Source organism: Flavobacterium sp. W22_SRS_FK3 (assembly GCF_052113665.1).
Taxonomy (GTDB): Bacteria; Bacteroidota; Bacteroidia; order Flavobacteriales; family Flavobacteriaceae; genus Flavobacterium.
The window spans coordinates 66,855-82,189 of sequence record NZ_JBGQOF010000009.1; the positions used below are offsets into that span (position 1 = coordinate 66,855).

Annotated in this window: 9 protein-coding genes; all 9 read left to right on the plus strand. The window is 33.6% G+C overall.

Going from position 1 to position 15,335, the window contains the following annotated elements; translation table 11 throughout:
- The first annotated feature begins 77 nt into the window (after positions 1-77).
- The 9 genes from ruvB (at position 78) to ACEN2I_RS10635 (ending at position 15,259) form a co-directional block, all read left to right on the plus strand.
- Entirely contained in the window at positions 78-1,100 is a 1,023-nt protein-coding gene (gene ruvB / locus ACEN2I_RS10595; protein WP_055096839.1) for a Holliday junction branch migration DNA helicase RuvB, read from the plus strand.
- A gap of 10 nt (positions 1,101-1,110) precedes the next feature.
- Positions 1,111-2,457: a cytochrome P450 gene (locus ACEN2I_RS10600; RefSeq protein ID WP_441766075.1), complete on the plus strand. Its 1,347-nt coding sequence runs from the start codon at positions 1,111-1,113 to the stop codon at positions 2,455-2,457.
- A complete protein-coding gene (queG, locus tag ACEN2I_RS10605; RefSeq protein ID WP_441766076.1) occupies positions 2,454-3,380 on the plus strand; it encodes a tRNA epoxyqueuosine(34) reductase QueG in 927 nt (308 codons plus the stop codon). Before ACEN2I_RS10600 ends, queG begins: the two co-directional genes overlap by 4 nt.
- Before the next feature lie 232 nt (positions 3,381-3,612).
- Positions 3,613-4,038 carry a CBS domain-containing protein gene (locus ACEN2I_RS10610; protein WP_441766077.1) on the plus strand — a complete coding sequence of 142 codons (426 nt, stop codon included), beginning with the start codon at positions 3,613-3,615 and terminating at the stop codon, positions 4,036-4,038.
- 157 nt (positions 4,039-4,195) lie between these two features.
- On the plus strand, positions 4,196-6,484 hold the full coding sequence (locus ACEN2I_RS10615) for an NADP-dependent malic enzyme (protein WP_441766078.1): 2,289 nt from the start codon (positions 4,196-4,198) through the stop codon (positions 6,482-6,484).
- A 69-nt stretch (positions 6,485-6,553) separates the two neighbouring features.
- Complete coding sequence (gene ruvA / locus ACEN2I_RS10620) at positions 6,554-7,135, plus strand: Holliday junction branch migration protein RuvA (RefSeq protein WP_441766079.1); 582 nt, start codon at positions 6,554-6,556, stop codon at positions 7,133-7,135.
- Positions 7,136-7,160: 25 nt separating this feature from the next.
- Positions 7,161-14,417, plus strand: coding sequence for a cell surface protein SprA (sprA, locus tag ACEN2I_RS10625; RefSeq protein WP_441766080.1), 7,257 nt, complete (start codon positions 7,161-7,163; stop codon positions 14,415-14,417).
- An 85-nt stretch (positions 14,418-14,502) separates the two neighbouring features.
- Positions 14,503-14,883, plus strand: a complete 381-nt coding sequence (gene gcvH / locus ACEN2I_RS10630; protein WP_441766081.1) for a glycine cleavage system protein GcvH — start codon at positions 14,503-14,505, stop codon at positions 14,881-14,883.
- Complete coding sequence (locus ACEN2I_RS10635) at positions 14,876-15,259, plus strand: VanZ family protein (protein ID WP_441766082.1); 384 nt, start codon at positions 14,876-14,878, stop codon at positions 15,257-15,259. The genes gcvH and ACEN2I_RS10635 overlap by 8 nt, the downstream gene beginning before the upstream one ends.
- Positions 15,260-15,335: the final 76 nt, after the last annotated feature.

Here is a 15,335-nt window from a genome sequence, read left to right on the forward strand (position 1 = left end):
CTTTTTTATTTTAGTTAAAGTTTTATCCGTTCAATTTTACTGTTTTACAAAATGATTACTTTGTATATCTTTGTAAGATGAACGAAAATTTAGATCCTACTACAAACGGATACAATCCAGAAGAACTTGATCTTGAAAAAAGATTGCGTCCACTGTCATTTGATGATTTTGCAGGACAAGATCAGGTTTTAGAAAATCTGAAGGTTTTTGTCGCTGCTGCTAATCAACGTGGAGAAGCACTTGATCATACGCTTTTTCACGGACCTCCAGGACTTGGAAAAACCACTCTGGCCAATATTTTAGCAAATGAACTTGAAGTTGGAATAAAAATTACTTCCGGACCTGTTTTAGATAAACCGGGTGACTTAGCAGGTTTGCTTACAAACCTAGACGAAAGAGATGTTTTGTTTATTGATGAAATTCATCGTTTAAGTCCAATTGTGGAAGAATATTTATATTCGGCAATGGAAGATTTCAAAATTGATATTATGATTGAATCGGGTCCAAATGCCCGAACCGTTCAAATAAATTTAAATCCTTTCACATTAATTGGTGCCACAACACGTTCAGGACTACTTACTGCTCCAATGCGAGCTCGTTTTGGAATATCATCCCGATTACAATATTATACTACTGAACTTTTGACAACCATAGTCGAAAGAAGTTCTTCTATACTTAAAATGCCAATTTCGCTTGATGCTGCTATAGAAATTGCCGGACGAAGCCGTGGTACACCTCGTATAGCGAATGCCTTATTAAGAAGGGTTCGTGATTTTGCACAAATAAAAGGCAATGGAACTATCGATCTTGAAATTGCTCGTTACGCTCTTAAAGCACTTAATGTTGATGCTCATGGTTTAGATGAAATGGATAACAAGATATTGTTAACTATTATTAATAAATTTAAAGGTGGTCCAGTTGGGCTTTCGACTTTGGCAACAGCAGTTTCTGAAAGCAGTGAAACAATTGAAGAAGTTTATGAACCTTTTTTAATTCAGGAAGGATTTATTATGCGCACGCCTCGTGGACGTGAAGTTACTGATAAAGCCTATAAACATTTAGGAAAAATAAACACAAACATTCAAGGCGGGTTATTTTAATTTATTATCGATGTCTGAGAATAAAAAATATAATTATCCAAATAGACTTTCCATATTGAGATTCTTTTTGGATGCTGAAGGTGTGCGTAAAAACCCTATTCCGTTTCATAAAAGATATTTTGAAAAATTTGGGGATTCATTTTCTCTTAAAATCGGTAATTCTAAGCATATCATTTTATCCAGGGATAATGAAATTGCACAATATATATTGCAGAAGAATCAGAAGAATTATCACAAATCTAGGTTTCAATCTGTTTATCTTTCAAAGTATTTAGGACATGGACTCTTAACTGTGGATGGAGATTTCTGGTTAAAACAAAGAAGGCTTATTCAGCCTGCTTTTCATAAACAAAAAATGAATCAGTTAGTCGAGAATATGAATCGAACAATTGTTTCAGAACTGGATTGTTTAGTTGAAGAAGAATCGGTTGATCTTTTTCCTGTAATGAGCAAGCTGGCTTTTAATGTTGTGGCCAAGTCTCTATTTGAACTTTCTATTTCTGAAGAAAAGCTAAATCGTATAAAATTCATTATTGAAGAAGTTCAGAATTTTTTAATCAAAGAAATTAGGCTTCCTCATAAAGCATGGTGGTTTTCTTTAAGCGGACAAGTTAAAAAACACTTGAAATTAGCTCAGGAGAATAATCTTATTATTAAAGAAATTATAGAAGAAAGGACCGCTTCCCGAAAAGAAGTTAATGATTTACTTAATATGCTTCTAGAAACCAGATATGAATATACTGGAGAAGGAATGTCCATACAGCAATTAATAGATGAAATAAAAATTATTTTCATTGCCGGACATGAAACAACTGCAAATGCACTGACTTTTACTTTTTACCTTTTAGGAAAATACCCTGAAGTACAGGAAAAGGTATTTCAGGAAATTATTGAAATTGAATCCACAACAAATGATCTTGTTGAGCAATTACAGAAAATGACTTATTTAAATGCTGTTTTAAATGAATCGATGCGTTTATACCCACCAGCATGGATTACTGACAGACAGAATGTAGCGGATGATACTATTGGTCAGTTTTATATAAAGAAAGGAACATTAATTGGAGTTTCTTTTTATGAACTGCATCGTAATCCTAAATATTGGGAAAATCCAAATGAGTTTAATCCGGAGCGATTTCTTGGTGAACAAAAAAAACATTCGATGCAATATTTTTATCCTTTTGGGGCTGGACCAAGAATGTGTATTGGAACTGGGTTTGCTATTTACGAAATGTGTCTGACATTATCTTATATCGTAAAAAAATATGTGATTAAATCAAGTAAAACTGAAATTGAGTTTAATCCGTTAATTACTTTAAAACCTGTTGGAGCAGAAGTTTTATTTTCTAAAAGATGAGTATTAATTCTAAAGAGACATATTCGAAATTTATTAAATCTGAAGCAAAACGACTTGGTTTTCTTTCTTGCGGAATATCCAAAGCAGGATTTCTGGAAGAAGAAGCGCCGAGGCTTGAAAAATGGTTAAAAAATAATCACAACGGTCAAATGGCTTATATGGAAAACCATTTTGACAAACGCCTTGACCCAACACTATTAGTTGATGATGCCAAAAGTGTGATATCACTTTTACTAAATTATTATCCTTCTGAAATTCAAAACAATGAAAGCTTTAAGATCTCCAAATATGCATATGGACAGGATTATCATTTTGTCATTAAAGAAAAGCTGAAAGAATTTCTTCATTCTATTCAGTCCACTATAGGAGATGTTTCAGGTCGGGCTTTTGTGGATTCTGCACCTGTTTTAGATAAAGCATGGGCGGCTAAAAGCGGTTTGGGCTGGATTGGAAAAAACAGCAATCTGTTAACTCAAAAAGTAGGCTCTTTTTACTTTATTGCAGAACTTATTTTAGACCTTGATTTAGAATACGACCATGCAACAACTGACCATTGTGGTTCGTGTACTGCCTGTATTGATGCCTGTCCAACACAAGCAATAGTTGCTCCTTACGTTGTAGATGGAAGTAAATGCATTTCATATTACACAATTGAACTAAAAGAAAATATTCCTTATGAGATGAAAGGTAAATTCGATGAATGGATGTTTGGCTGTGATACCTGTCAGGATGTTTGCCCCTGGAATCGGTTTTCAAAATCACATTCAGAACCGTTGTTTAATCCAAACCCTGAGTTGCTTTCGTTTTCCAAAAAAGATTGGATTGAAATTACGGAAGAAACGTTCCGTACAGTTTTTAAAAATTCTCCTGTCAAAAGAACCAAATTTGATGGTCTAAAAAGAAATATTAAGTTTTTAGAATAATTTGGATAAATTACTTTTTTGCAATATTTCAATCACATTGTATCTTCAAGAAGAAAGGTTGACTTTTTCACAATAAAAAGTGATGAATCATTCTTTTCTTTATTGGAATCTTTTGAAATGGTTAAAAGTGTTGTATTATATTAAAAATGAAATGGTTATGTGTTAAAAAATATGTGTACTTGTTTTTTGTATGCTATTTTTTTTAACTTTATAATCCTAAAATTTTTCAGATATGACTGTAAATCAAATACTAAACGCAAAGGGGAAAAATGTTTATTCCGTACTTTCAACGACAACTGTTTACGAAGCACTAAAAGTAATGGGGCAAAAAAATATAGGTGCTATTCTTATTATTGATGGTTCTGAATTAAAAGGAATTTTGTCTGAAAGGGATTATGCACGAAAAATTGTTTTGAAAGATAAATCTTCAAAAGAAACTTTCGTTCATGAAATCATGGAAAGCACTGTTTTTACGGTGAAACTTTCTGATAACTTAGAAGACTGCATGGAACTTATGAGTACAAAAAGAATAAGACACCTCCCGGTTTTAGAAGACGAGATTGTTGTAGGTATTATTTCGATAAGTGATGTCGTAAAAGCGATTATCGAACTGCAAAAAGACACTATCAATCATCTCAATTCTTATATTTCGCAATAACGATTTAAAAAATAAAATTTTAGAAATAGTCCAAAAATACATTGGGCTATTTTTTTTATGATGTATTCAAATATTTTTTAGGGAAAAGAATACTCAAAAAAGGGCTGTTTTAAACCAAGTCTTATATCTTTGTAAGGCAAATAAAAGCGAAAAACGAATGAATAAAGAGACTAAAAGAAGAGAAGCGTTACTATATCATGCAGAACCGACTCCAGGGAAAATTCAAGTAGTTCCAACTAAAAAATATGCAACCCAAAGAGATTTATCTTTGGCTTATTCGCCAGGAGTTGCTGAACCATGCTTAGAAATTGAAAAAAACATTGAGGATGTTTATAAATATACAGCTAAAGGAAATTTGGTTGCCGTAATATCAAACGGAACTGCTGTTCTGGGATTAGGAGATATTGGCCCTGAAGCTTCAAAACCAGTAATGGAAGGAAAAGGATTGTTGTTTAAAATTTTCTCTGATATTGATGTCTTTGATATTGAAATTGGGACAAAAGATGTTGAAGAGTTTATTCAGACCGTTAAAAATATTGCCCCAACTTTTGGAGGAATTAATTTAGAAGATATTAAAGCACCTGAATCTTTTGAAATAGAAAGAAGATTGGTTGAAGAGTTGGATATCCCGGTTATGCACGATGATCAGCATGGTACAGCTATTATTTCTTCTGCAGCCTTAATTAATGCGCTTGAATTGGCTGGAAAAAAGGCAGAAGATGTAAGAGTAATAGTTTCAGGTGCAGGTTCTGCAGCGATAGCCTGTACTGATTTATATGTTTTATTAGGTGTTAAGGTAGAGAATATTTTAATGTTTAACAGTAAAGGACTTTTAACAAAAGATAATCCTGCTTTATCAGAATTACAGATGAAATACGCAGTGGATGGCTCCAAAATTGAGCTTGACGAAGCTGTAAAAGGTGCTGATGTTTTTATAGGACTATCTTCAGGAAATATTATGTCTGCAGAAATGTTATTGACAATGGCGGATAATCCGATCGTTTTTGCAATGGCAAATCCAAATCCTGAAATTGATTATAACTTAGCCGTAGAAACCCGTAAAGATGTCATTATGGCTACAGGTCGTTCAGATTTTCCTAATCAAGTAAATAATGTTTTAGGTTTTCCATATATTTTTAGAGGAGCGCTTGACGTAAGGGCTACCAAAATTAACGAAGAAATGAAAATGGCTGCTGTAAAGGCTTTAGCTGTTTTAGCAAAAGAACCCGTACCAGAGCAGGTTAATGTAGCTTACGGTGCAACAAAATTAGGTTTTGGTCAGGAATATATTATTCCAAAACCATTTGATCCAAGATTAATTACAGTTGTAGCGCCTGCTGTTGCAAAAGCAGCAATGGAGTCTGGAGTAGCAAAAAATCCAATTACTGATTGGGCTGCTTACGAAGATATGCTTCTTGAGCGCATGGGTAATGATAATAAAATGGTACGTTTGATTACAAATCGTGCTAAATTAAATCCTAAGCGAGTTGTTTTTGCAGAAGCCGATCATCTAAATGTATTGAAAGCAGCTCAAATTGTTTTTGAGGACGGAATTGGTATTCCAGTTTTATTGGGGAATAAAGAAATTATTTTAGAGCTCAAAGAAGAATTAGGTTTTGATGCAGATATTGAAATTATTGATCCTAAAATTAAAGAAGAAGAGCAAAGGCTAGAAAGGTTTGCAAAATCCTATTGGTCAACCAGAGAAAGACGTGGTATTTCATTATTGGATGCTCAAAAATTAATGCGAGAGAGAAACTATTTTGCAGCCATGATGGTTAATGAAGGTGAAGCTGATGCTTTGGTTACAGGTTATTCCCGCAGCTATCCGACGGTTTTAAAACCTATGTTACAATTAATTGATAAAGCACAAGGCGCTTCACTCGTGGCAACAGCAAACATGATGATGACGGCGCGTGGACCAATGTTTTTATCTGATACAGCCATTAGCATAAATCCTTCAGCGGAAGATTTGATTAACATTGCTGTTATGACTGCAAAAACAGCAAAAATGTTTGGTATAGAGCCTGTTATTGCAATGGTTTCTTATTCGAATTTTGGCTCTTCGACCAATCAAAATGCTTCAAAAGTAAGGGAAGCAGTTGCTTTTTTACATAAAAATTATCCAGACATGATTGTAGATGGAGAAATCCAGGCCGATTTTGCTCTGAATCCAGAAATGCTTCAGGAAAAATTTCCATTCTCAAAATTAGCTGGTAAAAAAGTAAATACGCTCATTTTTCCTAATCTTGACTCTGCAAATATTACATATAAGCTGCTAAAAGAATTATATAAAGTAAATTCTATTGGCCCAATCATGATGGGAATGGGCAAGCCGGTTCACATTTTTCAATTAGGTGCCAGTGTAGAGGAAATGGTAAATATGGCAGCGATTGCTGTTATTGATGCTCAGGAAAAAGAATCAAAGAAAAATAAGCTGGCTTAAATAACAGATGACACAAGGTGTTGTTAATATTGTCTTAATTTTATTATATTTGGCACCACAAATAATATTATGATAGCACATTTGCAAGGAAAATTAGTAGAGAAAAATCCAACAGAAGTTGTAATTGATTGTGGAGGGGTAGGATATCAGGTAAATATCTCTTTGCATACTTTTTCGTTAATTCCAAATACTGATTTTATAAAATTATATACGCATCTTCTAATCAAGGAAGATGCGCATACCTTATATGGTTTTGCCGAAAAATCTGAAAGAGAAATATTTAGAATGTTATTATCTGTTTCTGGTATTGGTGCAAATATTGCCAGAACCATGCTGTCTTCTATTGAACCAAGGCAAATTATAAATGCAATTGCTTCAGGAGATGTAGGTATTATTCAGTCTATTAAAGGAATCGGTAATAAAACGGCCCAAAGAGTCATACTTGATTTGAAAGAAAAAGTTTTAAAATTATATGATTTAGATGAAGTTTCTGTTGTTCAAAACAATACAAATCGAGATGAAGCGTTATCTGCTTTAGAGGTTTTAGGTTTTGTTAGAAAAACATCGGAGAAAGTTGTTGAGAAAATTGTAAAAGAAAATCCGGAAGCTACTGTAGAAACTATTATCAAAAAAGCTTTAAAGACTTTATAAATTACTATTAAGACACTTGAATTGTATGCGTAAAATTTTACTTTTTTTACTGTTTTTATTTTGTGGTAATGCTTTGCGTGCACAGGTAAATCCAACAATTCAGGATACTGTTAAAACCGGATTTTCAGTTGGAAAACTGGAATTAGAAAACCCGCCAAGTATACTTTCAGCATACAGATACGACCCCATTACAGATCGATATATCTACACAAGTACGGTAGATGGTTTTTCTATAAATTATCCGTTAGTTCTAACACCTAAAGAATATGAAGATTTGGTTCTGAAAGAATCAAGAAGAGATTATTTTAGAAAAAAAATGGACGCTATTGATGGTAAAAAGACAGGCAGTGAAGACGGTAAAAAAGATTTATTGCCAAGATATTATATCAATTCCAGTCTTTTTGAATCTATTTTTGGTAGTAATACAATCGATGTAAAGCCTACAGGTTCTGTTGAAATGGATTTAGGTTTACGATATAACAAACAAGATAATCCATCATTCTCTCCACAAAACAGATCAAGTCTGACTTTTGATTTTGATCAGAGGATAAGCATGAGTTTGATGGGAAAAGTAGGTACCAGATTAGAGGTAAACGCTAATTATGATACCCAGTCTACATTTGCTTTTCAAAATTTATTCAAACTTGCTTACACACCTACAGAAGATGATATCGTTCAAAAGGTAGAAGTGGGTAACGTAAGTATGCCTTTAAACAGTACCTTAATTCGAGGAGCTCAGAGTTTGTTTGGGGTTAAAACACAATTGCAATTTGGAAAAACGACTTTCACGGGAGTTTTTTCTGAACAAAAGTCACAAACAAAAAGTATAGTTGCCGAGGGTGGCGGAACAATTCAGAATTTTGATTTATATGCACTGGATTATGATAACGACAGACATTTCTTTTTATCGCAATATTTTAGAAACAAATACGATGCTTCATTAAGAAATTATCCTTTTATTGATAGTCGTGTACAAATTACAAGATTAGAGATTTGGGTCACAAACAAGCAAAATCGTGTAAGTACTACAAGCAATAACTTGCGAAATGTTATTGCCCTTCAGGATTTAGGAGAAGCACAACTTACAGGAATACCCGATGCTGAAGTTGTTGTGATTGATCCTTCAGCAGGTTTTTTTAACAAACCTATAGATTCTCCAACAGACAATAACAATAATCAATATGACCCCGATTTAATAGATAAAGGTGGGTTTTTAAATTCGAATATTAGAGAAATCGTTACTGCAAAATCAGGCTTTACTCAAGGGAATGTAAACGAAGGTACAGATTATTCAGTACTTGAAAATGCAAGAAAATTAACTACTAACGAATATACATTCAACCCTCAGTTAGGTTATATTTCATTACAACAACGTTTGGCGAACGATGAAATTTTAGCAGTTGCATACGAATATACTGTTGGGGGAGTAGTTTATCAGGTAGGAGAATTTGGAAGCGACGGAGTTGATGGAACAGTGGTAACAGGAAGTGCTGCAAATAACAATCAGGCTGTAATTACTCAAAGTTTGATTTTGAAAATGCTGAAAAGCAGCTTGACTAATGTTAATAATCCTGTTTGGAATTTGATGATGAAAAACATCTATCAAATACCGGGTGCCTATCAGGTAAAACAGGATGATTTTAGATTTAACATCCTTTATACAGATCCTTCACCTATCAATTATATCAAGCCGGTCGATACTGCGAATCCTTTCCCAACTAATCCAACGCCAGGTAATGAAGTGACCGAAACTCCATTATTAAAAGTTTTTAATCTGGATAAGTTAAATTATAATAATGACCCGCAAGCTGGTGGAGATGGTTTCTTCGATTATCTTCAGGGGATTACTTTTGATGCGCAAAATGGGCGAATTATTTTCACTACCAAAGAGCCTTTTGGGAAGTTATTATTCGATAAATTAAATACAGGAACGGGAGAAAATTACGATGTCCCTTCAACTTATAACCCGAATCAAAAGAAATATGTGTTTCAAAGTATGTATAAAACAACACAGTCAGGTGCTTTACAGGACAGTGATAAAAATAAATTTTTACTAAGAGGAAAATATAAGTCATCAGGAAGTGACGGAATTCCGATTGGTGCTTTTAATGTTCCGCAAGGTTCTGTTGTAGTTACTGCCGGAGGAAGAGTTTTGGTTGAAGGAATTGATTACAGTGTCGATTATCAATTAGGAAGAGTTCAGATTTTAGATGCATCTTTACAGGCTTCAAATACTCCAATAGAAGTTTCCTTAGAGAATAATTCAGTTTTTGGTCAACAGACCAGGAGGTTTATGGGATTTAATGTTGAACATAAGATTTCAGATAAATTTGTAGTTGGCGGTACGTATTTAAAAATGACAGAAAAACCATTTACTCAAAAATCAAGTTATGGTCAGGAATCTGTAAATAATACTATTTTCGGTGTTAACGGGAATTATTCAACTGAAATCCCCTTTTTTACCAGATTAGTAAATAAGCTGCCTAACATTGATACAGATGTTCCTTCCAATCTTTCGATAAGAGGAGAAGTGGCTTTTTTAAAACCAGATGCGCCAAAAGCAAGTGATTTTGATGGAGAAGCTACTATATATGTAGATGATTTTGAAGGTTCACAATCTACTATAGACATGCGATCTGCTTATGCCTGGAGTCTGGCTTCAGTACCCTTTATTAATTCGGCTGGAGACCCTACTTTTAATGCACAATTTGACGATTTAAAATATGGGTATAAAAGAGCAAAACTCGCATGGTATTCTATAGATCCTATTTTTTACACTCAAAAACCATCCGGAATATCAAATGATGATTTGTCTCTAAATACTACCAGAAGAATTTATAGCAAAGAATTATATCCAAATACAGATATTGCGCAAGGTCAGTTGCAAGTAATCAATACCCTTGATTTAAGCTATTATCCTTCAGAAAGAGGACCATATAATAACAACATTAATTTTGGTTCAGATCCTGTAACTGGTAATTTTGGTGGAATTATGCGCTCATTAAATTCTACCAACTTTGAGCAAAGCAATGTAGAATATATTCAGTTTTGGGTATTGGATCCTTATGTAGGAAATGCAGCAGCGCAGCCTTCTAATGTCGGAAAAATTTATTTTAACCTAGGTGAAGTATCTGAAGATATTTTAAAAGACGGAAGAAAACAATATGAAAATGGACTTGGACCGGATCAATTAGTAGTAAACCCTCAACCAATTTGGGGAGATGTTCCTGCGTCGCAATCCTTAATTTATGCTTTTGATAATAATGCGGGTAACAGAACTAATCAGGACGTAGGTTTAGATGGTTTGCCAGATGCAAAAGAAGGTGCTATTTATACTAATTATGCCTCTGAATCGGATCCTGCAGCAGATAATTATACCTATTATTTAAATACAACTGGAGGTGTTCAGGATCGTTATAAAAAATATAATGGTGTTGATGGAAACTCCGCCGTAGATATAAACGATGCCAACAGAGGATCTACAACTTTGCCGGACGTTGAAGATATTAATCGCGATAATACCATGAATACAATTAATGCATATTATGAGTATAGCATTGATATGAAACCTGAAATGATTATTGGGCAAAATTATATTACAGATATTAAAGTAGTAAACAATGTTGAATTGCCAAATGGAGGAAATACAACGGCCAGATGGATTCAGTTTAAAATACCGGTTGCTCAACCTCAAAATACGATTGGAAATATTTCTGATTTTAGATCAATCCGATTTATGAGAATGTTTATGACCGGATTTAATGATCAGGTTACAGTACGTTTTGGAGCATTGGACTTAGTTAGGGGAGAATGGAGAAGATATGATGGTACTCTTGATGCATCAGATGCAACTCCAGATGCAGATGGGACAGATTTTGATGTTCAGGCAGTAAATATTCAGGAGAATAGTACCAAGTGTCCTGTAAATTATGTCGTTCCGCCAGGTGTTCAAAGAGAACAATTGTATAATAACAATACAGTAATTAATCAAAATGAGCAATCGTTGGCATTGCGTGTCTCAGGAAATGGATTAGAAAAACAAGATTCAAGAGCTGCTTTTAAAAATGTAAGCATTGATATGCGTCAGTATAAAAAACTAAAAATGTTTTTGCATGCTGAATCCCTGGAAGGTGAAGTACCCGTTGGTAATGACGAAATGGTAGCATTTATTCGTTTTGGAAATGACTTTACAGAAAACTTCTATCAGGTCGAGATTCCATTAAAAATAACTCAATCAGACGGGGTATCATGTAATATAAACCCCGATCAGGTTTGGCCGGAAGAAAATGAAATGGATTTGGCTCTGGCTTTACTGACTAAAATGAAGATTAAGGGGATGAAAATAGATATTAATTCTCCTAAACGTGATATAAACGGAATTTATTATCCTGATAACGACCCTGATTTAATACCGGATGGAGGTGATGGGGATGGTAAATTGAAATTAGGTATAAAAGGGAATCCTAATTTTGGTATGGTTCGTAATTTAATGGTGGGAATAAAAAATGGTAATACGGTTGATAAAAATATAAAAGGAGAAGTTTGGTTTAACGAACTTCGATTATCTGATATGGATAATAAAGGGGGTATGGCAGCTATCTTGAGTATTGATACCAATATGGCGGATTTTGCTACAGTTTCTGCAACAGGTAGAAAAAGCACAATTGGTTTTGGATCTCTTGAAGAAGGGGCAAACGAAAGAGACCGAGAAGATATTCAGCAATATAATATCGTTACCAATTTAAATTTAGGGAAATTATTACCAACTAAATGGGGAATAAACCTTCCGTTTAATTATGCAATTGGAGAAGAAATAATCACTCCGGAATATGATCCTTTTAATCAGGACATCAAGTTAGAGCAGTTGTTGAACGAAACTGCAGATAAGGCTGAAAAAGATAATATCAAAAACAGAGCTATTGATTATACCAAGCGTAAAAGCATTAATTTTATTGGCGTAAGAAAAGACAGGGCACCCGAGCAAAAACCACATGTTTATGATGTTGAGAATTTTACTTTATCGCAATCTTACAATCAGGTTGAACGCCATGATTATGAGATCGAAGATTATGAAGACGAATTATCAAATTCCTCTGTAAATTATGCTTATACATTTCAGCCAAAAGAGATAGTTCCTTTTAAGCAGAATAAATTCATGAAAAAAAGTAACTATTGGAAGCTTTTGAGTGACTTCAATTTTAATTATTTGCCGTCTAATATTTCGTTTAATACCAATATTATAAGACAAAGCAATCGCCAACAATTCAGGCAAATAGAAGATGTTCCCGGAATTGGTCTGGAAACTCTTTACAGAAGAAACTTTGCCTATAATTATCAATATGGATTTGGGTTTAATCTGACCAAATCTTTAAAATTAAATTATACGGCTGCATCCAATAATATTGTTAAAAATTATTTGAACGATGACAATACTCCAAAAGATAATTTTAATATTTGGGACGATTATTTTGATATTGGGACACCAAATCAGCATACACAGCAATTGGTTTTGAATTATGATATTCCAATCAATAAGTTACCAATTTTTAGTTTTGTAAAAGCAAATTATTCCTATACTGCAGATTATAACTGGCAGCGTTCTTCAACGGCTTTGTCTCAGTATGAAGAGGAAAATCCTGATGGATCCACAACGATCTATAATTTAGGAAATACGATTCAAAATGCAAATTCAAATACACTAAGTACCACTTTTAATATGACAACGTTGTACAAGTATTTAGGATTAACGCCAGGCGCCAAAAAAGCAGCAAAGCCAAAACCGGCCGGGCCTCCAAAACCTGGAGAAAAAATAGTTAATACAAATAAAGCGGCTCCAACCAGTAGACCTTTTTATGATGGATTAATTGGAGTTTTGACCAGCGTAAAAAATATTCAGGTAAATTTTACAGAGAACAGCGGAACAGTTTTACCCGGTTATACACCAAGTATTGGGTTTTTAGGAACTTCAAAACCTACGTTAGGTTTTATTTTTGGAAGTCAGGATGATGTACGATATGAAGCGGCCAAAAATGGGTGGTTGACTACTTATGAAAATTTCAATCAAAATTTCACACAGGTAAATAATAAATTATTAAAGATAACGGCTAATCTTGATTTGTTTCCGGATTTAAAAATAGATTTAACAATGGACAGGTCATATTCTGAAAATTCTTCAGAACAGTATAGTGTTTCGGATTCAGGAGAATATCTTTCATTATCTCCTTATACTTATGGAATGTTTTCTATTTCTACTGTATTAATCAAAACAGCATTTTCTGCAAGCGATGAAAATGTATCGGCTGCTTTTGATGACTTTAGAGAAAATCGTTTAACAATAGCCAATCGTTTGGCTGAAGATCGATACGGAACAGCAATTCCAAGATATGATATAGGAAATCTTCCACCAGAGAATGCCGCTCTGCCGATAGACAATCTTGCCAATCCTAATAACCCACAAAGAAAACAAATCATAGCAAATGATGGTTATCCTGTCGGGTATGGAAAAAGCAATCAGGCAGTTTTATTACCGGCTTTTTTAGCGGCTTATTCTGGAACAGATGCGTCAAGTGCTTCTACCGGAATTTTTAAAAGTTTCCCTATTCCAAACTGGAGTGTAAAATATAATGGATTGATGCGTTATAAATATTTTAAAGACAGATTTAAACGCTTTTCATTGCAGCATAATTATCGCGCTTCTTACACTATTAATCAATTTAGATCAAATTTTGATTACAACGAAAATCCGGAAGGTACAGATGTAAATGGTAATTTCTTCAATAAAACGATTATGTCTAACGTCAATTTGGTAGAGCAGTTTAGTCCGTTGCTTCGTGTAGATTTTGAATTGAAAGGATCGTTAAGAGTTCTTACAGAAGTTAAGAAAGACAGGGCTTTGTCAATGAGTTTTGATAATAATTTATTGACAGAAGTAAAAGGTGTTGAATATGTTGTTGGTTTAGGATATCGTTTTAAAGATGTGATTTTTTCATCGACTTTAGCGGATAATCCAACTGGAATTATAAAAAGTGATATTAACATCAAAGCAGATTTCTCCTATAGAAATAATCAGACTCTGGTTCGTTATTTGGATTATAACAATAATCAACTGGCAGCGGGGCAAAACATTTGGTCATTAAAGCTTACTGCTGATTATGCTTTTAGTAAGAATCTTACAGCTATCTTTTATTATGATCATTCGTTTTCGAAAGCAGTAATTTCAACATCATTCCCATTAACTAACATTCGATCCGGATTTACACTTCGATATAATTTTGGAAATTAATTTTGTGATTATAAACTAATTTTTATTGGAAGATTGTTACATTTGTTGCTTTAAAATTAAATTATCAATTTTCAAACATAGTATTATGAGCATACCGGCAAATTTAAAGTATACAAAAGATCACGAATGGGTTAGCATCGAAGGAGATGTTGCAACAGTAGGAATTACTCATTTTGCTCAAAAAGAATTAGGGGATATTGTGTATGTTGAAGTAGAAACTTTAGATCAGACATTAGAGAAAGATGAAGTTTTTGGAACTGTGGAGGCAGTAAAAACGGTTTCTGATTTGTTTTTACCTTTAACGGGTGAAATTATTGCCTTTAATGAAGATTTGGAAAGCACACCGGAAACAGTTAATTCTGATCCATATGGAGCTGGATGGATGATTAAAATAAAAATTGCTAACGCTTCAGAAATTGATTCATTATTGTCAGATGAAGCATATAAACAACTCATAGGTGCCTAAACAACTGCTCTTATTATGGGCTATAATTTGCTCAGGAATCATTAGTTATTTTTGTCTGACAGACTCTAGTAATATTCCGACAGTAAATTTTCCCAGTATGGATAAAATAGTACATTTTTGTTTCCATTTTGGATTTACGATTTCGTGGATTTTGTTTTTCAAAAAAGAACTGAAAGGAAAAACAACTGATGATTTTAAGGCTTATTTGATTTCGTTTATATTTTCAGTTTTTTTTGGCATAACCATCGAAATTTTACAAAGTGTTTTTACTAAAACAAGAACAGCAGATGTAACAGATATTTTAGCGAATGCAATTGGAGCCACAGCTGGTGTTTTTGCGGCAATTGCTTTAAAAAGGCAAATCGATAAAATATAAAAAATATTAATTCCCACTTCGGTGGGTTTTTTTATTACCAAAAATCAAGGTTGAAAAAGTATGCTGTTTTTTGAAT